Source organism: Spirillospora sp. NPDC047418, assembly GCF_040643275.1.
GTDB lineage: Bacteria > Actinomycetota > Actinomycetes > Streptosporangiales > Streptosporangiaceae > Spirillospora.
Map to the genome: position 1 here is coordinate 1 of NZ_JBEYTW010000123.1, position 24944 is coordinate 24944.

At 76.4% G+C, this 24944-nt stretch carries 25 protein-coding genes and 2 pseudogenes; 7 read left to right on the top strand and 20 right to left on the bottom strand.

All coding sequences use genetic code 11. The features are described 5' to 3' along the window. Positions 1-329: pseudogene (locus ABZ806_RS40755) on the bottom strand (hypothetical protein); the annotation flags it as partial. A gap of 158 nt (positions 330-487) precedes the next feature. Here ABZ806_RS40755 and ABZ806_RS40760 point away from each other — a divergent pair. After that, positions 488-1570, top strand: coding sequence for an EamA family transporter (locus ABZ806_RS40760; RefSeq protein ID WP_500224041.1), 1083 nt, complete (start codon positions 488-490; stop codon positions 1568-1570). On the opposite strand, the gene ABZ806_RS40765 is transcribed toward ABZ806_RS40760, so the two are convergent. Together ABZ806_RS40765 and ABZ806_RS40770 are read right to left on the bottom strand one after the other, a co-directional pair. After that, positions 1468-2235 carry an ABC transporter permease gene (locus ABZ806_RS40765; RefSeq protein ID WP_500224042.1) on the bottom strand — a complete coding sequence of 256 codons (768 nt, stop codon included), beginning with the start codon at positions 2233-2235 and terminating at the stop codon, positions 1468-1470. The genes ABZ806_RS40760 and ABZ806_RS40765 overlap by 103 nt on opposite strands. Positions 2236-2302: 67 nt before the next feature. After that, entirely contained in the window at positions 2303-3250 is a 948-nt protein-coding gene (locus ABZ806_RS40770) for an ATP-binding cassette domain-containing protein (RefSeq protein ID WP_500224044.1), read from the bottom strand. A 93-nt stretch (positions 3251-3343) separates the two neighbouring features. On the opposite strand from ABZ806_RS40770, the gene ABZ806_RS40775 reads away from it, so the two are divergent. Then, complete coding sequence (locus ABZ806_RS40775; RefSeq protein WP_500224046.1) at positions 3344-4042, top strand: TetR/AcrR family transcriptional regulator; 699 nt, start codon at positions 3344-3346, stop codon at positions 4040-4042. 59 nt (positions 4043-4101) lie between these two features. On the opposite strand, the gene ABZ806_RS40780 is transcribed toward ABZ806_RS40775, so the two are convergent. Further along, positions 4102-4545: an acyl-CoA thioesterase gene (locus ABZ806_RS40780; protein ID WP_500224049.1), complete on the bottom strand. Its 444-nt coding sequence runs from the start codon at positions 4543-4545 to the stop codon at positions 4102-4104. A 147-nt stretch (positions 4546-4692) separates the two neighbouring features. On the opposite strand from ABZ806_RS40780, the gene ABZ806_RS40785 reads away from it, so the two are divergent. After that, positions 4693-5070: a YybH family protein gene (locus tag ABZ806_RS40785; RefSeq protein WP_500224050.1), complete on the top strand. Its 378-nt coding sequence runs from the start codon at positions 4693-4695 to the stop codon at positions 5068-5070. Between the two features lie 100 nt (positions 5071-5170). Here the strand turns inward: ABZ806_RS40785 and ABZ806_RS40790 are convergent, their stop codons facing one another. Beyond that, a complete protein-coding gene (locus tag ABZ806_RS40790) occupies positions 5171-6457 on the bottom strand; it encodes an RNA polymerase sigma factor (protein WP_500224053.1) in 1287 nt (428 codons plus the stop codon). Positions 6458-6563: 106 nt separating this feature from the next. Continuing rightward, a complete protein-coding gene (locus tag ABZ806_RS40795; protein ID WP_500224055.1) occupies positions 6564-6983 on the bottom strand; it encodes a YciI family protein in 420 nt (139 codons plus the stop codon). Positions 6984-7180: 197 nt separating this feature from the next. Here ABZ806_RS40795 and ABZ806_RS40800 point away from each other — a divergent pair, with 197 nt between their 5' ends. After that, a complete protein-coding gene (locus ABZ806_RS40800; RefSeq protein WP_500224056.1) occupies positions 7181-8419 on the top strand; it encodes an AI-2E family transporter in 1239 nt (412 codons plus the stop codon). 175 nt (positions 8420-8594) lie between these two features. After that, positions 8595-10469 carry a glycoside hydrolase family 3 protein gene (locus ABZ806_RS40805; RefSeq protein ID WP_500224057.1) on the top strand — a complete coding sequence of 625 codons (1875 nt, stop codon included), beginning with the start codon at positions 8595-8597 and terminating at the stop codon, positions 10467-10469. Between the two features lie 149 nt (positions 10470-10618). Here ABZ806_RS40805 and ABZ806_RS40810 read toward each other — a convergent pair whose 3' ends face one another. Both ABZ806_RS40810 and ABZ806_RS40815 read right to left on the bottom strand, forming a co-directional pair. Next, a complete protein-coding gene (locus ABZ806_RS40810) occupies positions 10619-11653 on the bottom strand; it encodes an alpha/beta hydrolase (protein ID WP_500224059.1) in 1035 nt (344 codons plus the stop codon). Between the two features lie 125 nt (positions 11654-11778). After that, complete coding sequence (locus ABZ806_RS40815) at positions 11779-12687, bottom strand: alpha/beta fold hydrolase (RefSeq protein WP_500224060.1); 909 nt, start codon at positions 12685-12687, stop codon at positions 11779-11781. Positions 12688-12769: 82 nt separating this feature from the next. Between ABZ806_RS40815 and ABZ806_RS40820 the strand changes: the two genes are divergently transcribed. Beyond that, positions 12770-13741, top strand: coding sequence for a helix-turn-helix transcriptional regulator (locus tag ABZ806_RS40820; protein WP_500224062.1), 972 nt, complete (start codon positions 12770-12772; stop codon positions 13739-13741). A gap of 45 nt (positions 13742-13786) precedes the next feature. On the opposite strand, the gene ABZ806_RS40825 is transcribed toward ABZ806_RS40820, so the two are convergent. From ABZ806_RS40825 to ABZ806_RS40875, 11 genes are all read right to left on the bottom strand, one after another. Continuing rightward, positions 13787-14350 carry a GNAT family N-acetyltransferase gene (locus tag ABZ806_RS40825; protein ID WP_500224064.1) on the bottom strand — a complete coding sequence of 188 codons (564 nt, stop codon included), beginning with the start codon at positions 14348-14350 and terminating at the stop codon, positions 13787-13789. A 69-nt stretch (positions 14351-14419) separates the two neighbouring features. Beyond that, a complete protein-coding gene (locus ABZ806_RS40830; RefSeq protein WP_500224067.1) occupies positions 14420-15529 on the bottom strand; it encodes a YihY/virulence factor BrkB family protein in 1110 nt (369 codons plus the stop codon). Positions 15530-15630: 101 nt separating this feature from the next. After that, positions 15631-16026, bottom strand: a complete 396-nt coding sequence (locus tag ABZ806_RS40835) for a DUF3618 domain-containing protein (protein ID WP_500224069.1) — start codon at positions 16024-16026, stop codon at positions 15631-15633. Next, complete coding sequence (locus tag ABZ806_RS40840) at positions 16023-16511, bottom strand: phage holin family protein (protein WP_500224072.1); 489 nt, start codon at positions 16509-16511, stop codon at positions 16023-16025. Before ABZ806_RS40840 ends, ABZ806_RS40835 begins: the two co-directional genes overlap by 4 nt. A gap of 155 nt (positions 16512-16666) precedes the next feature. Beyond that, positions 16667-17449, bottom strand: coding sequence for an SDR family oxidoreductase (locus tag ABZ806_RS40845; protein ID WP_500224074.1), 783 nt, complete (start codon positions 17447-17449; stop codon positions 16667-16669). Between the two features lie 44 nt (positions 17450-17493). Continuing rightward, on the bottom strand, positions 17494-18618 hold the full coding sequence (locus ABZ806_RS40850) for an AAA family ATPase (RefSeq protein ID WP_500224077.1): 1125 nt from the start codon (positions 18616-18618) through the stop codon (positions 17494-17496). Then, positions 18605-19390 carry an RNA ligase family protein gene (locus ABZ806_RS40855; protein ID WP_500224080.1) on the bottom strand — a complete coding sequence of 262 codons (786 nt, stop codon included), beginning with the start codon at positions 19388-19390 and terminating at the stop codon, positions 18605-18607. Before ABZ806_RS40855 ends, ABZ806_RS40850 begins: the two co-directional genes overlap by 14 nt. 66 nt (positions 19391-19456) lie before the next feature. After that, positions 19457-20851 (bottom strand): MFS transporter, encoded by a 1395-nt coding sequence (locus tag ABZ806_RS40860; protein WP_500224081.1) that lies wholly within the window; start codon positions 20849-20851, stop codon positions 19457-19459. Positions 20852-20894: 43 nt separating this feature from the next. Then, positions 20895-21788: a Vgb family protein gene (locus tag ABZ806_RS40865; RefSeq protein ID WP_500224083.1), complete on the bottom strand. Its 894-nt coding sequence runs from the start codon at positions 21786-21788 to the stop codon at positions 20895-20897. Between the two features lie 158 nt (positions 21789-21946). Next, positions 21947-22609: a response regulator gene (locus tag ABZ806_RS40870; RefSeq protein ID WP_500224086.1), complete on the bottom strand. Its 663-nt coding sequence runs from the start codon at positions 22607-22609 to the stop codon at positions 21947-21949. Next, a complete protein-coding gene (locus ABZ806_RS40875; protein ID WP_500224088.1) occupies positions 22597-23772 on the bottom strand; it encodes a sensor histidine kinase in 1176 nt (391 codons plus the stop codon). Before ABZ806_RS40875 ends, ABZ806_RS40870 begins: the two co-directional genes overlap by 13 nt. Before the next feature lie 158 nt (positions 23773-23930). Here ABZ806_RS40875 and ABZ806_RS40880 point away from each other — a divergent pair, with 158 nt between their 5' ends. Then, positions 23931-24368 (top strand): DUF6069 family protein, encoded by a 438-nt coding sequence (locus tag ABZ806_RS40880; RefSeq protein ID WP_500224090.1) that lies wholly within the window; start codon positions 23931-23933, stop codon positions 24366-24368. Between the two features lie 54 nt (positions 24369-24422). On the opposite strand, the pseudogene ABZ806_RS40885 reads toward ABZ806_RS40880, so the two are convergent. After that, positions 24423-24944 (bottom strand): annotated as a pseudogene (locus tag ABZ806_RS40885) (hypothetical protein); the annotation flags it as partial.

Genomic DNA, 24944 nt, shown 5'->3' on the forward strand with positions numbered 1-24944 from the left:
TGCTGGGGCGGGCCCGGGGGGGCCCCCGCGCCGCGCGGCGCGGGGACGGCGACGCGGCGGTCCTCGAACGCCTCGGGCGGCGGGCAGGGGTGCCAGGCGCCGTCCAGGCCGCACCGGTACCAGCGGCCCCAGGCGCCGTAGAGCCACCATTCGCCGGCGCCCCACAGCATCCGCGCGGCGACCTGGGCCGCGCGGTCGGCGGGCTGGGCGGTCTGCCACCACGGCGAGGCCACCAGCTCGCGCACGTTGCCCTCGACCGAGGCGAACAGGTCGTCGCTCGGGCCGCCTCCGGTTCCGCCGGGCCCCGCCCCGGCCGCCTGCCAGCTCATCCGGCGAATAGTAGTCGCCCGGTGCGGTCCGTCCGGCATCGCCCGAGTTACGGGCCGGTATCCACCCTTCCGGCATGTAAGGACTGTTATGGCAGGATGCTCATGGGCTCGCCGCGGGGCGGGCGGACCGTGCGGCGGGCAGTGGCGGGGGAGTGGCGATGGACGGCGCGGCGCGCACCCGGGCGGGGGGCCTCGGCCTGGTGCTGCTGTCCTCGGTGTGCTTCGGCGCGTCCGGGCCGTTCGGCAAGGCGCTGATCGAGGCGGGCCTCGGCCCGCTGCAGGCGGTGTGGCTGCGGATCGCGGTCGCCGCGCTGGTGCTGGTGCCGCTCACCGCGGCCGTCCGGGGCCGGGCGGTGCTGGCCGGGCTGCGGCCCCACGCGCGGCCGCTGATCGTGTACGGGCTGACCGCGGTCGCGGGCTGCCAGGCGTGCTACTTCGTCGCGGCGTCGCGGCTGCCGGTGGGGGTGGCGATCCTGCTGGAGTTCAGCGGGCCCGTCATCGTGCTGGGGTGGCTGCGGCTGGTGCGGCGCGTCCCGGTGCATCGCACGGCCGCCGCCGGCGTCGCGACCGCCATGGCCGGGCTGGCGCTGGTCGTGCAGGTGTGGACGGGCCTGTCCCTGGACCCGGTCGGCCTCGCCGCGGGTCTCGGCGCTGCCGCCTGCCAGGCGAGCTACTTCCTGATCGTCGACCGGCTCGCCGGGCGGGTCGACCCCCTGGTCATCACCACCGCCGGCAGCGTCACGGCCGCCGCCGCGCTCACCCTGCCCGCGGCGCCGTGGGCGCTGCCGTGGGCGGTGCTGCCCGCGCAGGTCCCCGTCGCCGGGCACACCGCGCCCGGCTGGGCGCTGGTCGCCTGGATCGGGATCGTCAGCACCGTCGTGGCCTACCTCGCCGGCGTCGCCGGCCTGCAGCGGCTGCCGGCGCAGGTCGGCGGGGCGATCTGCTACACCGAGGCCGTCGCCGCCGCCCTCATCGCCTGGGCCGTGCTCGGCGAGCGCCTCACGCCGCTGCAGCTGACCGGCGGCGCGATCGTGCTGACCGGCGCCTACATCGCCCAGCGCGCCGCCGGCCGCGCCACCACCGGACCGGACGGGGGACCGGGCGGGGGAGGCGGCGGGGGCGAGGCCCCGCCGGGCGGTCAGGTGTCCCCGGCGCGGAAGCGGCGGGCGCCCAGGGCCACCGAAACCACCAGCAGCACCACCGTGACCAGCGCGCCCTCGGCGAGCGCCGCGGTCGCGTAGTCGCCGAGGAACGCCGCCCTGGTCGCGTCGACCACGTACCGGAACGGGGTGAACCGCGACACCGCGTCCAGCCAGCCCGGCGCCAGGCTCATCGGCAGCAGGATCCCCGACAGCAGCATCAGCGGCAGCGTCACCGCCGACAGCAGCGGCGCGAACGCGTCCTCGCTGCGGGTCCGCATCGCCAGGACGTAGGACAGCGACGCGACGCCGACCGCGAGCGACACCACGAGCACCAGCCCGACGGCGATGCCGCCCGCCGGGGCGCGCAGCCCCAGCGCCAGCCCGGCCGCCACCAGCAGCACCCCCTGGAACGCCACGACGGCGGTGTCGCGCAGCACGCGTCCCAGCAGCAGCGCGGTCCGGCTCGCCGGGGTGACCCGCAGCCGGTCCACCACCCCCGACCGCAGGTCGGCGATCAGCCCGAACCCGACGAACCCGGCGCCGAACAGCGCGAGCTGGACCAGCACCCCCGGCACGAACACCTGCCAGGCGCCGGCGCCGGACCCGCGCACCTCCGCCAGGCCCGACAGCAGCGGCCCGAACAGCACCAGGTACAGCAGCGGCTGCAGCGCGCCGAACACCACCGCGACCTTGCTGCGCAGCGTCTGCCGCAGGTACCGCAGGAAGATCAGCCGCGTGTCCGACACCGTCCGCGCGAACGACATACCGGTTCTCCTTCTGTTCTCGCTGTTCTCGGCGGCCGCCTGGGGCCGCACGCCGGGGCGCATGGGGTCAGGCCGCGTCGCGCAGGGAGCGGCCGGTGACGGTGAGGAACACGTCGTCGAGCGTGGGACGCGCCAGGCTCAGCGACGCCAGCTCGACCCCGGCGCCGTCCAGGGCGCGGACCAGGCCCATGAGCGCCGTCTCGCCGTCCTCGACGGTCAGGCGCACGCGCGACCCGGTGACGGCGGCCTCGCGGACGGCCGGGTGGGCGGCCAGCGCCGTGCGGGCGGGACCCGCGCCGGCCGGGTCGGCGAGCTCCAGGGTGACGACGTCGCCGGCGACGCGGCGCTTCAGCTCGGCGGGCGCGCCCTCGGCGACGATCCGGCCCCGGTCGATGATCAGCAGCCGGTCGCACAGCACGTCGGCCTCGTCCAGGTAGTGCGTGGTCAGGAACACCGTGGTGCCGTCACGGTCGCGCATGGCCCGGATGTGGTCCCACAGGTTGCCGCGGCTCTGCGGGTCCAGGCCGGTGGTCGGCTCGTCCAGGAACAGCAGCGGCGGGCGGTGCACCAGCCCGAGCGCGATGTCCAGGCGGCGGCGCTGCCCGCCCGACAGCGACCCGGACGGGCGCGCCTCAAGGCCCGCCAGGTCCAGCCGGTCGCACAGCCCGGCGATCCGCGCGGCCCGGCCGGGCACCCCGTACAGGCGGGCCTGCAGGTCCAGTTCCTCCCCGGCCGGGACGGCGGGGTCGGTGCCGCCGCCCTGCGCCACGTACCCGATGCGGCGGCGGACGCCCGCCGGGTCGCGGCGCAGGTCGCGGCCGGCGACGGTCGCGGTCCCAGCGGTCGGCGCCAGCAGCGTCGTCAGCATCCGCAGCACGGTCGTCTTCCCCGCTCCGTTGGGGCCGAGGAACCCGACGATCTCGCCGGGCGCGACCCGCAGGTCCACGCCCCGGACGGCCTCGACCGGGCCGTGCCCGGTGGTGAAGGTGCGGGCGAGCCCGCGCGCCTCGATCACGATGTCCTCCTCACGGCAATGCCCGCTAGCGTAACCCCAATTTTGCAGTCACACCAAATTCTCAGTGACACTAGTGAAGGTATATTTTCGGGCATGGGTGAGGACCTCGTCCCCGGCACCGGACCGGAACCGGGACTGCGCGAACGCAAGAAGCGCGAGACGCGGCGGCGCATCAGCGACATCGCCACCGGCCTGTTCATGACGCGCGGCTTCGACAACGTCACCATCGCCGACGTCGCCCGCACCGCCGACGTGTCGGTCAACACCGTCTTCAACTACTTCAAGACCAAGGAAGACCTGTTCTTCGACCGGCAGGACGAGATCATCGAGGCCACCGGGCGCGACTTCCGCGACCGCCGCCCCGGCGAGGGCGCCGCCGCGCTGTTCCGCCGCCGGTTCTTCGAGGGCCTGGACGCCCGCGCCTACCAGACCGCCTTCCACGAGGGCTCGGAGGTCTGGTCCAGGACCGTCCGCGACAGCCCCGCCCTCACCGCCCGCAGCCGCCAGATGATGCGCCGCGCCGAGGACCACCTCGCGCGGCTCCTCGCCGAGGACACCGGCGCCGGCCCCGACGACCCGGCCCCCCGCATCGCCGCCGCCATGATCTTCGCCGTGCAGACCCGGCTCGTCGAGCAGATCGCCGAACGCAAGAGCGCCGGGGAGACCCTGCAGGAGATGCGCGACGACGTCTACGCCGCCGCGGCCCGCGCCTTCGACCTCCTCGAACACGGCCTGGCCGGCTACGCCGCCGCACCCCCCACCCGGCCCGGCGACGGCGCGCCCGGCGAGTGACCGGACCAGGTGGCGGCCGAGCCCAGGGGGCCCGAGCCGGGGTGCTGCGGTGCGGCGGGCTAGGAGCCCGGCGCGGTGGCGGCCGCCTGGGCCGCCGCGTCCAGGTGGGGCTCCAGGACCGCGCGGACCTGCGGCGGCATCTCCCGCTTGGCCTTGGACGCCGGGTCGATGAACACGTGCCGCACCTCCCCGTCGGCGATGAGCCGCCCACCCACCCGGAACACCGGACGCACGATCATGCTCGTGGTGCCCAGATGCGCCACCGGCATCGACACCTCCAGCATCTCGTCGAACCGCGCGCCCTCCCGGAAGCGGATCCGCGCCTCGGCCACGACCAGGTCGTAGCCGTCCTCCACCATCTCCCCGTAGTCGCCGAGCAGCGCCCGCCACATCTCCGTCAGCGCCACGTCGTAAAAGAACAGGTAGTGGCCGTTGAAGACCACGCCCTGCTGATCGCACTCGCTGTACCGCACCCGCAGCCGATGCGTGAACACGTCCGCCATACCGGGCATCCTGCCGCATCCCGTTCGGGCCGCGCCCGCGCCCCCGGCCCCCATAAGCATCGCTTCTAGTCGAAAGAACATCTATCTCTTGGACTTCTGCGCGTGCGGTGAGCACGATGGGAGGTGAAACCGAACACGGAGGACACCATGACCGAATACGAGAAGGCCATGCGGCCCGAGGACATCACGCGGCTGTTCGTCGAACGCTCCAACGCCGGCGACGCCGCGGGCGTCGCCGCCCTCTACGAGCCCGACGCGGTGCTGGCCTACCCGCCGGGCTCGCAGACCGTCGGACGCGAGGCGATCCGCGCGCTGTGGGAGAAGGTGCTGGCCGCCCGCCCCCGCTTCGAGCCGGAGGAACCGCTGCCCACGCTGGTCAGCGGCGACCTCGCGCTCACCTCCACCCCGCCGCGGGACGGCGTCGGCGCCCGCGCCCAGGTCGTCCGCCGCCAGCCCGACGGCAGCTGGCTCCGCGTCCTGGACCAGCCCGAGTTCGTCCCGCCGACCGGCGACGGCCCCGCCTGACCGCCGCCCCGACCCGACCCGCCAGCCGACCCGGCGGCCCGATCCGGCGGCCCGGCCGGACGCGGTCCGCCCGGACGCGCACCGGTCAGGGGGAGCACGGTCAGGGGAGTGCGGCGATCTTGCGTTCCAGGACCGTCCGCTCCCGGTCGTTGCCGCACAGGCGCGCGGCGCGCTCCAGTTCGGCGCGCGCCTCCGCGGCGCGACCGAGGCGGGTGAGCAGCTCCCCGCGGACGGTCGGCAGCAGATGCGACTCCGCCAGCGCCCCGGCGGCCGCCAGCCCGTCCACGATCGGCAGCGCCGCCGCCGGGCCCCGCGCCATCGACACCGCCACCGCCCGGTTCAGCTCCACCACCGGCGACGGCGCCAGCCGGCCCAGCGCCTCGTACAGCACCGTGATCCGATCCCAGTCGGTCGCCTCGACCGACGCGGCCGCGGCGTGGCACTCGGCGATCGCCGCCTGCAGGCCGTAGGGGCCGAGGCCCCGCCCCGCCGCCGCGCGGGCCAGTGCGGCGCGGCCCCGGCCGATCGCGGCCCGGTCCCAGCGGCGGCGGTCCTGCCGCTCCAGCAGCACCGGATCGCCGTCCGGGCCGGTGCGGGCCGGGAACCGCGCCGCGGTCAGCTCCAGCAGCGCCAGCAGGCCGTGCACCTCCGGCTCGCCGGGCACCAGCCGGGCCAGCACCCGCGCCAGGCGCTGCGCCTCCCCGGCCAGCTCCGCGCGGATCAGCTCCGTTCCCGAGCTGGCCGACGCGCCCTCGGTGAAGATCAGGTAGATGACGCTGAGGACCGAGCCGAGCCGCTCGGCCCGCTCCGCGGCCGGCGGCACCTCGAACGGCACCCGCGCCGCGCCGAGCGTCTTCTTCGCGCGGGTGATGCGGGCCTGCACGGTCGCGGTCGCCACCAGGAACGACCGGGCGATCTCGTCGCTGGTCAGGCCGCCGACCACGCGCAGCGTCAGCGCCACCCGCGCCTCCCGTGACAGCACCGGATGGCAGGAGACGAACATCAGCGCCAGCACGTCGTCGTCGATGCGGTCCGGATCCCACAGCACGTCCGCGGCCGCCGGGCCGGCCGGCCCGGCGGGGAGCGCGCCCGCGGCGGCGCCGCCCTCGTCCAGCCCGCGGGCGAGGGCGGCGTACCGGTCGTCGCGGGCCGACCGGCGGCGGAACGCGTCGATCGCGCGGCGCCGCCCGACCGTCAGCAGCCACCCCGCCGGGTTGCCCGGCACGCCGTCGCGCGGCCACGCCACCAGCGCCTCGGCCAGCGCCTCCTGCGCCAGGTCCTCGGCCAGCGCGAAGTCGCCGGTGTAGCGGGCGAGCGCGCCGACGATCCGGGCCGACTCGATCCGCCACACCGCGGCGACCGCCTCGCGTCCCGTCCCCCCGCTCACCGGCCCGCACCCCCGGCCGCGGCGCACCAGATCACGGCGAACCAGACCACAGTGGTCCCGGGCACGGCGCACCGGCTCGCGGCGTGCCTGCGCACGGCGGTCCCGGTCACAGCTGCCCGGTGGCCTCGCGCCACGCCCGCTCCTTCTTGATCCACTCGTTGTCCTGCGGGAACTCCTCGATCGTGGTGACCCGCCGGATCTCGGTCTTGAAGCCCGGGCCCGTCAGCGGCGACCGCTTCGCCCACTCCACGGCCTCCTGCCTGGAGGACACGTTCAGGATGTAGAAGCCGCCGAACAGCTCCTTGGTCTCCCCGTAGGGACCGTCGGTGACCACGGGCGGCTCGGCGGAGTGGTCGACGACCACGCCCTCGGCGGCGTCGTCCAGGCCCTCGGCGGCCAGCAGCACACCCGCCCGGATCAGCTCCTCGTTGTAGCGGCCCACCGTCTCGATCATCTCGCCGAAGTCGGCGCCGGCCATCCCGGCGAACGCCTCGTCGGTCGCGCGCATGATCAGCATGTACTTCATCGTTCCGCTCCCGGATCGTCGCGGGGCCCCGTGCGGAGGCCCCTCTCATCCCTAGGTCGAACGAGGATGCCCCGGATCAACACGGCGGGCCAGTTTTCTTCCGGCGGACGCCGACCGGCTGAAACCTCGGCAAAGGTTGCCCCGGCTCGCGGGCGCGATGACCGGTATGACCGGAGCGGGGCGGTTACCGTGCGTGCATGCCGCAGCCGCCCGGCGACCCGTCCCGCGACACCCCCGGCGACACCGCCCCCGGGGACGCCCCCGCCTACGCGCCCGCCGACGACCCGCCCGACGCCCCCGCCGCGCCCGGCCCGGCGGGACGGCCCGCCGGGCCGCGCCGGATGCCGCCCTGGCTGCCCCGCGCGTTCGTCGTGGCCGGGACGGTCGTACTGGGATTCATGGCGGCGCTGTGGCTGCTGGAGCGGCTCCGGGAGCTGCTGCTGCTCCTGGTGACCTCGCTGTTCCTGGCGTTCGCGATCGAGCCCGCGGTGAACTGGCTGGCCCGGCACGGGTGGCGGCGCGGCGCCGCCACCGCGCTGATGTTCGTCGTCGTCGGGGTGCTGGCCGCCGGGTTCCTCGGCGGCATCGGGTCGCTGCTGGCCACCCAGGCCACCCACCTCATCAACGGGTTCCCCGGCTACGTCCGCCACCTCATCGGCTGGGTCAACGACACCTTCGGGACGCGCCTGTCGCAGGACACCCTGTTCCAGCGGCTCCCCACCGTCACCGGCGCCCTGTCGCAGCACCTGACCTCCCTCGCCCAGAACGTGTGGGGCATCGGCGCCACCGCGTTCGGCGTCATCTTCAAGGGCCTCGGCGTCCTGCTGTTCACCTTCTACCTGTCGGCCGAGGGACCCCAGTTCCGCCGGACGGTCTGCTCCCTGCTCCCGCCGCCCCGCCAGCGGGAGGTCCTGCGCGCCTGGGAGATCGCCGTCGACAAGACCGGCGGCTACATCTACTCCCGCGGGCTCCTCGCCCTCATCTCCGGCATCGCCCACTACCTCGCCATGGTCGTGCTCGGCGTCCCCTACGCCGCGACGCTGGCGCTGTGGGTCGGGGTGGTGTCGCAGTTCATCCCCGCCATCGGCACCTACCTGGCCGGCGCGGTGCCCGTGCTCATCGCCCTGACCGCCTCCCCGGCGACCGCGCTGTGGATCCTGCTGTTCATCCTCGCCTACCAGCAACTGGAGAACTACCTGCTGCAGCCGCGCATCACCGCGCGGACCCTGGACATGCACCCCGCGGTCGCGTTCGGGCTCATCCTCGCCGGCGCCGCCGTCGCCGGGCCGTTCGGGGTGCTGCTGGCCATCCCGCTCGGCGCCAGCGTGCAGGCCTTCGCCGGCGCCTACATCCGCCGCTACGACATCGAGCAGCACCCGCTGACCGTGCCCGACCGGCCCGGCGCCCGCTGGTGGCGCTGGCTGCGCCGCTCATGACCCGCCCCGCCCGCGGCCACCGGCGCCCGCACCCGGCCCCGCACCGGGGCGCGCACCGGGGCGCGCACCGGCGGACGCCTCGTCGAGCATTGCCGTGGACGGCGCCGCCCGGCCGGGTTAGCGTGCCGGGAGGAAGCATGATCACCGGGCAGCTCGGGGGCCGGAGGGAGCCGTCATGAACCGTCCCCGCACGCGCCGCCGGTGGGCCGCCGGGCTCACCGCCGGGATCCTCGCCATGACCGCGCTGAACGTGCCGGACGCGCCCGGCGCGCACGCCGGTCCCCCGCCCGGCCCCGGCGGCCCCGGCGGGGCCGGGGCGCACGGCCGCGACCCGGCGCTGCTGCGGATCCTGCGGTCGATGACGCTGGAGGAGAAGGCGGCCCAGCTGTTCGTCCTGCAGATCCACGGCACCTCCGCCGACACCGCCGACCCCGCCGCCGTCGCCGCCAACCGCAGGCTCTACGGGGCCGACAACGCCGCGCAGGTCATCGCCCGGTACCGGCCCGGCGGGTTCATCTACTACTCCGACAACGTGCGGGACCCGGCGCAGGTCGCCGCGTTCTCCAACGGCATCCAGCGCGCCGCGCTGGCCCAGCCGCACCGCGTCCCCGCCACCATCGCCACCGACCAGGAGGGCGGCATCGTCGCCCGGATCCAGCCGCCCGCCACCCAGTCGCCCGGCGCCATGGCCCTGGCCGCCGGGCGCCGCACCGGCGACGCCCGCGCCCTCGCCCGCATCACCGGGCGGGAACTGCGCGCCGTCGGCGTCAACCAGGACTACGCGCCCGACGCCGACGTCAACGTCAATCCCTCCAACCCCGTCATCGGCGTCCGCTCCTTCGGCTCCGACCCCGACCTGGTGTCGCGCATGGTCACCGCGCAGATCGGCGGGTACCGGGCCGGGGGAGTGACCGCCACCGTCAAGCACTTCCCCGGGCACGGCGACACCACCACCGACAGCCACACCGGCGTCCCGCGCATCGGCCACACCCGCGCCGAATGGGAGCGCCTCGACCTGCCGCCGTTCCGCGCCGCGATCGCCCACGGCGCCGAGGCGATCATGACCGCGCACATCGTCGTGCCGTCCCTGGACCCCTCGGGCGACCCCGCGACCCTGTCGCGGCCCATCCTCACCGGCATCCTGCGCGACCGGCTGCACTTCCGCGGCGTCATCGTCACCGACGCGCTCGACATGCAGGGCGTCCGCGACAAGTACGGCGACGAGAACATCCCCGTCCTCGCCCTGCAGGCGGGCGCCGACGTCCTACTCAAACCGCCCGCGGACGCCGACGGCGACGGCCTGTTCCCCCGCCAGCTCGCCGCCGTCGTCGACGCCGTCCGCACCGGGGAGCTCACCGAGCAGCGCATCGACGCGTCGGTCTACCGGATCCTGGACCTCAAACGCCGCCGCGGCCTGTTCCGCGACCCCTACGCCGACGAGTCCCGCGTCGACCGGAACGTCGGGACGCCCGCGCACCTGGCCGCCGCGCAGCGCGCCACCGACCGCACCACCACCCTCGTCCGCAACGACGCGGGCCTCCTGCCCCTGGCCCCCGGCCCCCGCGACGTCCTGGTCACCGGCTGGGGCGTGTCCACCACCGCCGTCCTCGGCACCGAGATCGCCCGGCGCGGCGCCACCGCCACCGTCCGGCAGACCGGCATCAGCCCCGGCCGCGCGCAGATCGACCAGGCCGTCGCCGCAGCCCGCGACCAGGACCTCGTCGTCGCCGTCACCAACCGCGCCTGGGACGCCGAGGACGAACCCGGTCACAACGGGCCCGGCCAGATGAACCTCGTCAAGGCGCTCATCGCCACCGGGAAACCCGTCATCGTCATCGCCGTCCGCGACCCCTACGACATCGCCTGGTTCCCCGGGGCCGCCACCTACCTCGCCACCTACTCCTACACCGCCGAGGCGCTCCGGTCGGCCGGCAAGGTCCTGTTCGGCGAACTGGACCCGCGCGGGCGGCTGCCCGTCGCCGTCCCGGTCCGCGACGAGCCCGGCGCCGTCCTCTACCCGTTCGGGCACGGCCTCGGCTACCCGCGCTGACCCCCGCCCGGACCGGGAGACCGGGAAACGCGGCGGCCCGGTCCCGGGGCGGCAGCCGCAGCCGCCCCGGAACCGGGCCGGTCACCGGGCCCGTCATAGGCCCGCGCGCCCCGTCCCCGCCGTCGACCGGCGGGACCGGGGCGCCCGCGTCACGCCTGCCGCGCGCCGATCGACTTCATCAGCGTCGGCCAGACGGACTTCGACTCCCGCACCCACGCCGGCCAGTTGTGGCGGCCGTCGCCGTAGATGTGCGCGGTGTAGGGGATCTTCAGCTCGTCCAGCCGCTTGCGGAAGTCCCTGTTGTTCGCGCCGACCGCGATCTCGCTGAGCAGGCCGATGTCCCACGGCGCCACATCCGGATCGCCCGGGCCCGGCCGGCCCGTCGTCCCGGCGGAGAAGAACAGCCCCGTGCCGCGCAGCCTGGGCGCCAGCGTGGACGGGTCGTGCGCCTGCCAGTTGGCGTCGTCGGCCCACGGGATGCCCCAGATCGCGAACGGGTCCTGACCGTTGCCGGCGTTGGTGAACATCAGCATCGCCGGCATCCCGATCGAGCGCATCGACAGGATCCCGCTCAGCGACGCCGCGTACTTGAACATCCCCGGATGCCGCGCCGCGTACGCCATGGCGCCCGCGCCGCCCGAGGAGTTGCCGATCGCCGCGCGCAGCGCCCCCGCGTGGTAGTTGCGCTCCAGCAGCTGGCGCACCTCGGCGGTGTGGAAGGTCTCCCACTTGGGCGTCCCGCCCTTGCCGTAGTTGTACCAGTCGGTGTAGGAGCCGTTGTCGCCCTCGGGCATCACGACGATGACGTTGTACTTGGCGGCCCACGCCTCGATATCGGTGTTCCGCGTCCAGGAGGTGTAGTCGTCCTGCCCGCCGTGGAAGGCGTACAGGACCGGCCACGTCGCGGACGAGTCCCGCTTCCAGTTCGCCGGCAGCAGGATGCGGGTCTTCACCGACTTGCCGAGCGCGGGGGAGTCGATGGTGATGTCGACCTCGCGGGAGGCGATCTTCTTCTCGGCGGTGATGCGCGCACCGTCGTCGGCCCGGACCGGCCCCGCCAGCGCCTGCGCGGACCCGGCGCCCACCGCGCCGATCCCGGCGACGAGGACGACGCCGATGGCGCCGGACGCCAGCGAACGCCGCCAGTGGACCCGGCGGGACCGGTGGCGGAGGGTGGGTGTCATCTGCTCACCTCGCGATCAGCCCGACCCCCGTGGCCGCGCGACTCCGGGAGAGTGTCCTCGCCCCGGCCGAAATGATCTACATGGGCGGGTTACAAGAAAAGGGCGCGGCGCTGTGGAGAAGTGAGTCATCCGGCGGCCTCGGCCAGCAGCGCGGCCAGCTCGCGGGGCCGGGAGAACATCGGCCAGTGCCCGGTGGGCAGCTCCCGGTAGGTCCAGCCGGGCCCGGTCATTCCCGCGAACACCGGATGCCCGGCCGCGCCCATCTCCCGCACCGCGGCGAGCGGGATCGTGGTGGCGATCAGCGTGCGCGGCGTCGCCGGCACCGGATCGGGGCGCGCCGCCGGCTGCGTCGCCGTCCCGAACGGCTGCGGCGTGCCCCGCTCGCGCATCGCGGCCAGCTGCCCGGCGGTCAGCCCGGCGAGGTTCACCGGGTCGGCGGCGGGGTCGAACGGCGGCACCGGGATCCACCGGCCGCCGCCCTCCTCGGCGACCGCCCGCTCCAGCTCCGCGCGCGCGTCCGGGTCGTGGAAGTCGACGGCGGCCATCCCGGACGGCATCGGGCCGGTGTCGACGTACACGACCCGGGCGATCCGGCCGGGCATCCGGTCGGCCGCGCCCGTGACGGCCATGTTGGCGCCGCTGTGCGCGACGAGGACGACGCCGTGCAGGCCGCCGTCCTCGATGACCCGCGCGATCCCGGTGATCTGGGTCTCGACGTCGACGCCGCCGGGGCCGGGCGCGGGCTCACCGGCCCGCTCGGCCTGCCCGGCGGGCGTGACCGCGTGCACGTCGTGGCCCGCCGCGCGCAGCACGGCCGCCACCTCGTCCCACGCCCACGCGCCGAGCCAGTACCCGGGGACCAGGACGAACACCGCCCCGCCCGCCCCGGCGCCCCTGTCCCTACCCGCGTCCGGGCTGGTGACCGGGTCTGCGTCCGGGCCCGGCTCAGGGCCGGTGGCCGGGCCGGTGTGCCGCTCGCTGGTCCGGTCCGTGTGCGTATCCGTGTGCGTCTCGGTGGGCGTCTCGTTGCTCATGCCGGGTGTCCTCTCTCGGTGGGTGCACCCGCACGCTACGGTGAATACCGGACAAGATCCGCCCGGATTAGGTGAGTGACCCGTGCCACAGCCGTCCCACCCGACCACCCGCGTCCTGGCGATGCTGGAGCTGCTGCAGGCCCACCACCGCATCGGCGGCGCCGAACTGGCCCGGCGGCTCGGCGTCGACGAGCGCACCGTCCGCCGCTACGCCGCCCGCCTGGACGACCTCGGCGTCCCCGTCACCGCCGACCGCGGCCGGCACGGCGGCTACCGGCTCATGCCCGGCTACAAGCTGCCGCCGCTGATGCTCACCGACGACGAGGCCGCCGCCGTCGTGCTGGGCCTGCTGGCCGGGCGGCGGATGGGCCTGCCCGGGCAGGCCACCGAGACCGCCCTCGCCAAGGTGCAGCGCGTCCTGCCCGCCGCGCTGCGCGACCGGGTCCAGGCGCTGCGCGACACCCTCGGGTTCACCGCGCCCGACCGGGCCGCCGCCGGGACCGCCGCACCCGGCACCGGCACCGTCCTCACCCTGGCCGCCGCCGCCCGGGAGCGGCGCCGCGTCCGCCTGCGCTACCGGTCCTGGCGCGGCGAGGACAGCGAACGGGACCTGGACCCCTACGGGCTGGTGTTCCACTCCGGCCGCTGGTACGTCACCGGCCACGACCACCGCAGCGGCGAGACCCGCACGTTCCGCGTCGACCGGATCACCGCCGCCGAACCCGGCACCGCGACGTTCGAGGTCCCCGGCGGCATCGACCCCGTCCGGCACGTCACCGCGTCACTGGCGCGCGTCCCCTACGCCCACGAGGTGGAAGTCGTGCTGGACACCGCCCTCGACGAGGCCCGCCGCCGGATCCCTCCATCGGTCGCGGAGCTCGCCGGCGCCGGAGACGGCGGGGGAGTGGTGATGACCATGCGCGCCGAACGGCTGGACGGGGCCGCGCGGATGCTGGCCGGGCTGGGGTTCGCCTTCACCGTCCGCCGCCCCGCGGAGCTGCGCGGCCACCTCCGAGACCTCGCCCGGACGCTGGAGGAGCAGGCCGCGCGGTGAACCCACGTCCGGGCCGGGCCGGGCGGGGGGGCAGGCGGTGCGGGGTCAGGCGGTGCGGGCGTCCCACTCGTGGCGCAGCATCGCGTAGACGACCTCGTCGGTCCACTCGCCCTTGACCATCTCGTTCTGCAGCAGATGCGCCTCGCGGCGCATCCCGAGCCGCTCCAGCACCCGCGCGGAGGCGGCGTTGCGGCCGTCCAGCCGCCCGCACACCCGGTGCAGGTCCAGGCCCTCGAACCCCAGGCGCAGCACCACCTCGGCGGCCTCGGTCGCATACCCCTTGCCGTGGAAGGCCGGGTTGAAGATGTAGCCGATCTCGCCCTGCCGGTGCTCGCGGCTGCGCCACTGCAGGTTGACCTCGCCGATCAGGTCGCCGGTGTCGCGCCGCACCACCGCCAGGACCAGCCAGTCGCCCTCCTTCTCCACCGTGGAGGCGCCCATCTTCTGCCTCAGGAACGAGCGCGACTCCTCCACCGTGCGCGGCTCCCAGTACAGGTACCGCGCCACCTCCGGCAGGGACTGGTAGGCGTACAGGCCCTCCAGGTCGTTCTCGTGGAACGGGCGGAGGGCGAGCCGCCCGGTCTCGATCGGGTACACGGGACGGAGCATGAGGTGATCCTATTCACCGCATTCGCCCCCGTGCGACCCGTGAATCCCCGGTAACCCGCCAGGTACCGGCTAGGACCGGCCCTCCGGCGGACGCGCGCGGCTCGCACCGTGCCCGGACCCGGCGCCCCCCTCGGCCCGCGCCCCATCCCGCGACCCGTCGCGTGGTCCGTCGCGTGGTCCGTCATGTGCCCCGTCGTGCGGCTGGTCTTGCGGCTGGCCGTCCACGCCGGTCTCGCGGCGCTCGGCCTCGTCGAAACCGCGGGTGTCGCGGAACTCCACGTACGGCTCCTCGTCCGGGGGCGTGCCCTCGGCGATGGCGCGGCCCCGCTCCAGCTCGGCGTTCAGCTCGGCGCCCAGCAGGATCGCCAGGTTCGTGATCCACAGCCAGACCAGGAAGATGATGATCGCCGCGAGGCTGCCGTAGGTCTTGTTGTAGGAGGCGAAGTTCGCGACGTACACCGCGAACAGCGCCGACGCCGCCAGCCACAGCACGATCGCCAGGAGCCCGCCGGGCGCCAGGCCCCGGAAGCCGCGCTTGGCGTTCGGCGCCGCCCAGTACAGCAGCATGAACAGGAACGCCACCACCACCAGCAGCACCGGCCACTTGGCGATGTTCCACACCGTCACCGCCTGCGAGCCGGCGCCGATGACGTCGCCGACCTTGCGGGCCAGCGGCCCGGTCACCACCACCGCGATCGCCGACGCCGACAGCAGCACCAGGGTGACGAGGGTGACGCCGATCCGGAGGGGGAGGGTCTTCCAGATCGGACGGCCCTCGGGGATGTCGTAGACGATGTTGGAGGCCTGCATGAACCCGCCGACGTAGCCCGACGCCGACCACACCGCGCCGAGGAGGCCGACCACGGCGATCGCGCCGGCGCCGCCGCTGCCGCCCTGCAGCTGCCGCACCGAGCTGACCAGCAGGTCGCGGACCGCGCCCGGCGCCATGTCGCCGATGTTGGCGATCAGGTCGTCGGTCGTGGACCGGCCCGCCAGCCCGACCAGCGACACCACGACCAGGATCGCCGGGAAGACCGACAGGATCGAGTAGTAGGTGAGCGCGGCCGCCCACGCGGTCAGGTTGTCGTTCTGGAACTCGCGGATCGTGCGCTTCATGGCCCCCACCCACGAGGCGGGCGGCGCGTCGGCGATGACGCGGGGGGTGGGCACGCTGGGCATGGGCCGTCCTCTCGGCGAGGGTCGGTGCGGCGAGGTCGGTGCGGCGCGGGGGTGGACGCGGCGCGGGGGTGGACGCGGCGCGGATCGGGTGCGGCGGCCGGTCAGCGGAGGCGGTGGGCCCGGCCGCGGCGCACCTTGACGGCGCGGCGCCGCCCGGTCGCCACCCGGACCCGCACGGGCCCCATCCGCCGGGTCGTCGCGCGGTGGCGGCGCATCCACAGCGCCGCCGCCGCCACGGCCCCCGCCGAGGCGATCACCACGCCGCCCTGCCGGGCCCGGGCCTTGGTCTCCGCCGAGCCCGCGACCCGCCACGCCGACGCCGCCGCGTCCCGGGCCCGGCTCCTGGCCTGCTCGGCCTTCTCCCGGGCCAGCGCCTTCACATCGGCCTTGGCGGCCAGCTGCTCGACGGTCTCGCCGAGCTCGTGGCGCGCCCGGTCGACCTCCTCGCGCAGCTCCTCGGTGCCGGCCTCGGCGCCGTGCTTGCCCTGCATGGTCATCGGTGCGTCGCCCTCTCCTTCAACTCCGCCACGGTCTGCCTCGCCTCGTCCATGGCCTGCTCGGGTTTGGCGGGTGTGGCGCGCTTGGACTGGGAGAGGCCGAGCAGCGCCAGGACCGCGGCGACCAGCATCAGGAACCCGCCGATGATCAGCGCGGACGCCCACACCGGCAGCGCCAGCGCGATCGCGGCGATCGCCGCGGCCAGCAGCACCGCCAGCCCGTACAGCGCCACCAGCGCGGCGCCGCCGAACATCCCGGCGCCGGTGCCGGCGTGCCGTCCCTTGTCCTTCAGTTCGGCGACGGCCAGCCGCAGCTCGGCGCGCATCAGCTCCGACACCTGCTGCGCGGCCTGCCGGACCAGCTCGCCCGTGCCCGCCTCCTCGCGTCCGCCGTGGAACTCCGGGGCGCGGGCCTGGGACTGCCGGTGGGCGCCCAGGTTCTCGGCCGTGGTCTCGCCGTCATGCGTCGGCCGCACGATGCTCATAGCCTCAGGCCTCCTCCGCGTTCTCGTTTCGACGCCTGAAGCAGGAGTTCCCCCTTGTCGGAGGCTAAACGTGTCCGCGTCCCGACGAAGGGTGAACACGCGTGGCGACGCGTGCGGCGGCGTCCGCCGGAGCGGGCCCGCGGGCGGGGGCGGGGTCAGCCGCGTCCGACGTGGGACGGCATCGCGGTGGCCAGCACCGTCATCGACTGGACGTTGGCCTCCAGCGGCAGCCCGGCCATGTAGAGGACGGCGTCGGCGACGTGCCGGACGTCCATCACCGGCTCGGCCCGCACCGTCCCGTCGGCCTGCAGGGTCCCGGTGCCGAACCCGCCGGTCATCTCGGTGGCGGCGTTGCCGACGTCGATCTGCCCGCAGGCGATGCGGTAGGGGCGGCCCTCCAGCGAGAGGGTCTTGGTGAGCCCGGTCACGGCGTGCTTGCTGGCGGCGTAGGCGACCGTGCGGGGACGCGGGGTGTGCGCCGACAGGGACCCGTTGTTGATGATGCGGCCGCCCTGCGGGTCCTGGTCCTTCATCATCCGGAACGCCTGCTGCGCGCACAGGAACGCGCCGGTGAGGTTGGTGTCCAGGACGGTGCGCCACTCCTGGTGGGAGTAGTCCTCGACGGGCGCGGACGCGCCGAACACGCCGGCGTTGTTGACCAGCAGGTCCAGCCGCCCCCACCGGGCGGCGACCGCGTCGAACAGGCCGCGGACCGAGCCGGGGTCGGTGACGTCGGCGGGGACGGCCAGGGCCTCCCCGGCGCCGGCGTCCCGGGCGGTCTCGTGCAGGCGCCCCGCGCGGCGGCCGGTCAGCGCGACGCGCCACCCGGCGTGCAGGAGCGCGGCCGCGACCGCGGCGCCGATGCCCGATCCGGCGCCGGTCACCAGCGCCACCCGTCCGCTCACGACGCGCCTCCCCTTGTTGCGGTCGGCCACCATTATCGACCCCCCGGCGGCGGGGCGGTCGTCGGTCGGGCGGCCGGTCAGGCGGTGGTGAGCCAGTCGACCCGGTGCGCCTCGGTCGGGTCGGGGGTCTCCCAGCGGCGCACCAGCCGGTCGACGACCGCGTCCGGGACGGGCGCCGGGCGGGCCCGGTTGCGGTCGCGCAGGACGCGCGGCGGCGCCTCCAGCGCGACGACCTCGACCCGCGCCCGGTAGCGGGCGGCCAGGCCCGTGCACGCCTCGCGCTGCTGCCGGGACACGTTGGTGGCGTTCCACACGAACGACCGCCCGGCGCGCAGGTGCGCGCGGGCCTGCTCGTAGGCGGCGGCGGCCACGGCGCGCTGGTCCGCGGCGGGCGACACCCGCAGCTCGGCGCGGAGCCGGTCGAGGCTGACGACCGGCAGGTCCGGGCGGTGCGCGGCGATCCAGTGGTCCTTGCCGGCGCCGGGCAGCCCCGACAGGACGGTGACGGTGCAGCGGGTGTCGTCGTGGGCGGCGTAGGCGGGGTCGCGGCCGGGCGTGCGGAAGTACCAGAACCGGGCGTGGTCGGACGGGAACGCCCGCGGCGCGTCCAGGCAGTCCTGCTCGGCGCAGTACTCCCCGTACAGGGCGACGTTGTCGAGCAGTTCGGCGGTGTCGGGGCAGACGCGGCCGAGGACGTCGGCCGACGCCAGCAGCACCAGGTCGTCGTTGCGGGCCAGCAGGCTGGCGCGGAACGCGATCTGCTGCAGGTCGGGGCGCTCCAGCGCCCAGAACGGCACCTGGTGGTGGCGGATCAGCGCCGCCACGTGCTCGCGCCACCCGACCGGCGCGCCGAGCTCCCACAGGATCCGCCGCGCCATCAGGTCGCCGCGGCGGGAGTGGCCGCGCGCGGTGATGCGGCCGTCGTCGCCGATGGCGGTGCAGTGCGGCTTGGCGACGTCGTGCATCAGCACGGCGGTGAACAGCCGGACCCGCTCGGCGGCCGGGCGGGCCCGCCACGCCGGCATCGACGCCAGCGCCTCGCACGCCATCCGGGTGTGGACCTCGACGTCGCCCTCGCCGTGGTAGACCGCGTCCTGCGGGACGCCGGCCAGGTCGCGGACCCAGCCGAACGCGTCCCGGATCCCGGGCCAGGGCAGCTCCCAGTGCGGCGGTGCCGGGCACAGCTCCTCAAACACCCGCATACAGCGCCTCCGGGTCGGCGAGGCCGTTGGCGACGATCGGCCGGTCCAGCCAGTGGGTGCCCGCGTCCAGGATCGCGGTGAGGAACCCGGCCCGGACCCACTTGTAGCGGCCGACGGTCCGGCCGTCCTCCTCGACCTTGATGTAGAGGCCCTCCATGTCGTCGGAGGCGTCGGTCTCGGCGGCGACGCGGCCCGGATCGGCGCCGCCCGCCTCGGCCGCCGCGCGCAGCGCGTCCCGCCAGCCGGGGGTGCGGCAGGTGGACGGGCCGGCCAGCGCGGTCAGCGCCGCCAGGTCCGGCAGCGGCCCCTGGTGCAGGACGGGCACCGGCACCACCGGCGTGCCCTCCAGCAGTTCCCGGCGCCGCGGCGTGGACAGGAACGTCCCGTCGCGCAGGTCGAGGACGTCGAACTCGCAGAAGTAGTGGGGGAGCGCGTCGTAGAAGACGGTGTGCTTGGCGTACAGCCATTCCCCGTACAGGACGTACCGGTCGCGCAGCCGTTCGCGCAGCAGGTGCTGCACCGACGCCGCCCACGCCTTGAACGGCCCGAACTGGCGCTCGCGCGGCCCGCCGGCCAGGTAGTGCCCGCGGCTCTGCAGCCGCAGCTCCCCGGCGGGAGTGAAGCTGATGCCGGTGTTGGCGCCGTCGAGCTTCTCCTCCACCACCAGGTGCCGACCGGCGATCGCCGCGAACGGCGCCGCGGCGAGGTCGTGGTCGCCGGGCTGGAGCCGCGATCCCGCGATATGCCGGGTCCGGGGGTATTTGCGGAGCATGCCGTCCGTTGTAACGGACCCCGGTGATCACGCCAACCGATTTTCCGGTGTCCCGGCGCGCCGCCCTCAGCGGGACGGGACGACGCGGGTCAGCGCGAGCGCTGCCAGCCACAGCCCGGTGCTCACCCACGCCAGCACGTGCAGGCCGGAGACGAACGCGGGGTGCGCGGCCGGGCCGGCGACCGCCCCGTACACCGCGACGCCGAGCGCCGTCCCGGCCTGCCGGGCGGTGTTGTTGAACCCGCCGGCCAGGCCCGCGTGCGCGGGCGGCGCGGCGCGCATCGCGGCGGCGACCACGGCGGCGACGATCAGGCCGTCGCCGATCCCGATCGCCGCCAGCGCAGGGAGCAGCGCCGCGTAGCCGCCGCCGGGCCCGGCGGCCAGCAGGGACGGCGCCCCGGCGGCGGCGACCGCGGTGCCCGCCGCCAGCGGCACCCGCGTGCCGAACCGGGCGGTGAGCCGGCCGCCGACCGGTGCCAGCAGCGCCAGCGGCACCGCCATCGGCAGCAGCATCGCCCCGGCCGCCAGCGCGGACCGGCCCCCGGCCTGCTGCAGCCGCAGCGTCGCCACGAACAGCACCCCGTTGGTGACCAGGTTCATGATGAACGCGATGGCGTTCGCGCCGAGGAACGCCGGGACCCGCAGCAGCCCGCCCGGGACCATCGGCGCCGCGGCGCGCCGCTCCGCCACCGCGAACGCCGCCGCTGCCGCCACCGCGATCGCGGCGGCGGCGGCCGCGGTGCCCCGGTGGCCGTGGCCCGCCGCGATGACCGTCCACACCAGGCCGCCGAGGGCCAGCGGCGCCAGGAGCATGCCGGCGCGGTCCAGCGGCGCGTCCCGCCGGGGCGGGCGCGGCTCGCGGACCAGCGCGAGCACCCCCGCGGCCGCCGCCGCGGTGACCGGCACGTTCAGCAGGAAGATCCACCGCCACCCGGCCGTGTCGACCAGCAGCCCGCCCAGCAGCGGCCCCGCCGGCAGCGCCGTGGCGGAGGCGCCCGCCCAGATCCCGAGCGCCCGCGCCTGCTCGGCCCGCCCCGGGTACAGCGCGGTGATCAGCGCCAGGCCGCCGGGCAGCAGCAGCGCGGCGCCCGCGCCCTGCGCGGCCCGCGCCGCGACCAGCGGCCCGGCGCCCGGCGCGGCCCCGCAGGCCAGCGACGCCGCCCCGAACAGCGCGAACCCCGCCACGGTGACGCGGCGGTGCCCGATCCGGTCGCCGAGGGCGCCGCCGCCGAGCAGCAGCCCCGCGATCGCGACGGCGTAGCCGTCCACCACGCCCTGCAGGCCGGGCAGTCCGGTGCGCAGGGCCCGGCCGATGCCGGGGAGCGCGACGTTGACGATCGTCACGTCCAGCAGCACCAGGAACATCCCGGCGCACAGGATCGCCAGCATCGCGCCGCGGCGCGGGACCGGGCCCGGCGCGCCGGGCGCGGTCCGTCCGGTGGCGGGCGTCGCGGAACACATGCCTCCACGGTGCCGCGCGGACGTTTCGGCGCCGCTGGAACCGTCAGCCGGCGGCCGATATGCGGGCGAGCGCGCCGGACTCCAGCGCCGCCCACAGCGCGCCGTCGGGGCCGGCGGCGATGCCGTGCGGCGTGCGGCCGGGCCCGGGCAGCGGATGCTCGTAGACGCGGCCGTCGCAGGTGACGCGGCCGATGTGCGCGGTGCCGCGCTCGGTGAACCACAGGTCCCCGCCGGGCCCGGCGACGATGGCGTGCGGGCGGGCGCCCGGGTCGGGCAGCGGGAACTCGGTGACCTTCCCGTCGGTGGTGATCTGCCCGACGTGGCCGGTGCCGGGCCCGGTGAACCACAGCGCGCCGTCGGGGCCGGCGGCGATTCCCTCGGGGGCCGAGCCCTCGGTGGGCAGCGCGTGGACGGCGACGTCGCCGTCCGGCGCGACCCTGCCGACGGCGTTGCCGTGGCGCAGGGTGAACCAGAGCGCCCCGTCGGGGCCGGCCGTGATCGCCGACGGTGCCGCGTCGCCGGCGGCCACCGGGAACTCGGTGATCCGCCCGTCGGCGGTGATGCGGCCGACGCGGCCGGTGTGCGCCTGGGCGAACCACAGGGCGCCGTCGGGCCCGGCGGCGATCGCGCAGGGCCCGCAGCCCTGCGGCGCCGGGAACACGGTGATCTCGCCGCCCGTGGTGATCCGGCCGATCGCGTGGTCGTGGAGCGCGGTGAACCACAGGGCGCCGTCGGGGCCCGCCGCGATCGCCGCCGGCCCGGCGGGGGAGGGGCCGTGCAGGACCGGGTCCCCGCCGGGTGCCAGGCGGCCGATCCGGCCCTCGCGCGGGAGGGTGAACCACACTGCGCCGTCCGGCCCGGCGGCGACGCCGTGCGGGCCCGCGCCCGGGTCGGAGACCGTGAACTCCCTGATCGTGGCATGCGAACCTTGCGGCATGGATCGTCCCCCCTCGTCCCCCAACAGCTGTTTCCTCCCGGCGGCGAGGCTAACGCGACCGATGCCCTGCCAGGCCCCGGCGGCGCCGCCGAGCCCCGTGCCACCGGGCGTTCCCCACCGGCGATCGAGTCGCCGGACCGCCCGGGGGACGGCGGCCGTCAGGCGAGGCCGGCGTCGTGGGCCAGCAGGGCGATCTGGGTGCGGTTGTCCAGGTCCAGCTTGGTCAGGACACTGGACACGTGCGCCTTCACCGTCGCCACGCTCATGAACAGCTCCGCCGCGATGCCGGCGTTGGAGCCTCCCCGGGCGATCGCCAGGACCACCTCGTTCTCGCGCGGGCTGAGCCGGGCCAGCGCGGCGCGGGCCCGCTGGTGGGCGCCGGCCTCGGTCGCGGCGCGGTCCATCAGCCGGCGCGTGATCGCCGGCGACAGCATCGGCTCGCCGGCGGCGACCCGGTGCACGGCGTGGACGATCCGGTCCGGCGGGGTGTCCTTCAGCAGGAACCCGCTGGCCCCCGCGCGCAGCGCCCGCAGGATGTTCTCGTCGGAGTCGAACGTCGTCAGCACGATGACCTCGGGCGGATTCGCCCTGGCCCGCAGCCGGCGGGTCGCGGTGATGCCGTCCACGCGCGGCATCCGCAGGTCCATCAGGACGACGTCGGGCGCGTGCGCGTCGGCGGCCGCGGGCACCTCGTCGCCGTCGGCGGCCGCGCCGGCGACCGTGATGCCGCCCGCGCCGTCCAGCATCATCGACAGCCCGGCGCGGACGAGGGCGTCGTCGTCCACGATCAGCACGCGCAGGGGGCGGGTCACGCCGGCCATGGTAGCCAGGCGCGCAGCCGGAACTCCTCGGCGGCGGCCTCGTGGTCGAGCCGGCCCCCGGCCAGCCGGACCCGCTCGGTCAGCCCCACCAGGCCCGTCCCGCTGCCCGGCGGCGGGTCGCCGCCGCCGGCGCGCAGCGGGTTACGGACGTCGATGACCAGCCCGTCCCCGGGACGGCCCTCCAGCACCACCCGGACGGGACGGCCCGCCGCGTGCTTGCGGGCGTTGGTCAGCGCCTCCTGCACCACCCGGTACGCGGTCCGCCCGGCGACCGGCGGGAGGCCGTCCGCACCGGCCGTCCCGTCCCGCGACTCCACCCGGTCCCGCAACTCCACCCGGCCGCCCGCGGCCCGCGCCTCGGCCACCAGCCGGGGCACGTCGGCCAGGACCGGCTGCGGCCGGTCGTCCTCGCCGGCGTCGTCGGCGCGCAGCAGCAGGATCACCTCGCGGAGCTCCTCCAGGGCCTGCCGCACCCCCGCGCGGACCACCCCGGCGGCCTCGGCCAGCCGCTCGGGCGGCGCGTCCGGCCGGTACTCCAGCGCCCCCGCGTAGGTGGCCAGCAGCGACAGCCGGTGCGCCAGCACGTCGTGCATCTCCCGCGCGATCCGCGTCCGCTCGGCCATCCGCGCCTCGGCGACCCGGCGGCCCTGCTCGGCCTCGGCGCGGCGCGCCCGCTCGCGCAGCGACGCCAGCAGCGCCCGGCGCGCCCGCACCAGCGCGCCCCACCCGACCAGCGCCCCGTCCCCGAGCGCCACCAGCAGCAGCCACCAGCCGAAGGAGATCCCGCCGCTCGGCTGCCACAGCCCCTGCACGACGTGCGCCGCGAGCGCCGCCGCGCCGACCGCCGCCGCGACCGGGAACGGGCGCCGCTGCGCGACGTGCAGCACCCCCATGCTCGCCGCCGGCGTCGCCGCCGGGGACAGCGCCGCCAGCGCGCACAGCGCCAGCGCGGCCGGCACCGGCCGCCACAGCAGCAGCGGCGCCAGCGCGCAGCCCGCCGCGCCGGCCGCGATGTCCAGCGGCAGCGAGCCCCCCGAACTCCACCGGCCCCAGATCGTCAGCCCCACCAGCACGGCCGACACCGCCAGCAGGACCGCCGCGCCCGCGCGGCGGCGCGGCCCCGCCGGGCCGGCGTCCACCCGGTCGAACGTCACCTCGTCCACCGGGCAAAGGCTAGCCGCGGGCCCCGGGCCGCCGGCACCGACCAAAGTCGGTGCCGGCCCCGCCCTTGGACGGGCCCGCCGCCGTCCCGGGCCCGATGCGCCTGCCCCGCCGGCGCGGCGACGCTGACCGGACACGCAAACCGACGAAGGAGACCGACATGTCCGGCAGCACCCCGACCCAGCGGACACCGGCCCAGCAGCCATCGGCCCGGCGCACCCGCGTCCGCCGCGCGGTGACCGTCGCCGCCGCCGCCCTCGCCGCCCTGGTGCTGTGGACGCTGACCGGCCCGGTCGCCGGGCTCGATCCGGCCGCCGAGACCGGCGGCCGCACCCAGCCGGTCGGCGCGTCCGCCGTCGCCGCCGCGGCCCTCGCCGTGGGGCTGGCGGCCTGGGCGCTGCTCGCCGTCCTGGAGCGCACCACCGGCCGCCCCCGCCGCGTCTGGACGATCACCGCGCTCGCCGTCCTCGCCGTGTCGCTGACCGGGCCCCTCGGCAGCGCCGCCGACACCGCGTCCCTGTGCGTCCTGACCGCCATGCACCTGCTCGTCGCGGCCGTGCTGATCCCCGGCCTCGCCTCCTCCACACGGGACCGGTGACCCGCACCACCGCCGATCGCCCCGGTCGGCGCGCCGCCCGCGCGCCGGCCGGGGTCAGTCGCCGGCGGTGCGGGCGGCGTCCCCGGCGGCGAGTTCGGCGGTGACGGCGCGTTCGCGCTGGGCGGTGGCCTCGGCGCGGGCGGCGTCGCGCTCACGGGCCAGTTCCGCCGAGCGCGCCTGCTCGGCGCGCAGGTCGAGGCGGGCCTCGGCGGCCTGCTCGCGGAGGCGCTCCAGTTCCGCGCGCAGGTCCTCGGCCTCGCCCCGGGCGGCGGCGGCCCGCTCGCGGGCGGTGCCGGCGGCCCGGCGCTGCGCCTCGCCGTCGGAGCGCGCGGCCTCCAGGGCGGTGAGCACCTCGGTGCGGGCGCGCTCGGCGGCCAGGGCCCGGTCGTCGGCCCGGTCGCGGGCCTGCTCGGCGGCCAGGGCCCGCGCCTCCTCGCCCGCCCGGAGGCGTTCGCTCTCCTCGCGGGCCTCCCGGGCCCGCGGCGCCCCCGCCCCCCCCCGGGGCGGGGGGGGGGGGGGGGGGGGGGCGGGGGGGGGGGGGGGGGGGGCCCCGGGCCGCGCGGGCGGCGGCGGCCC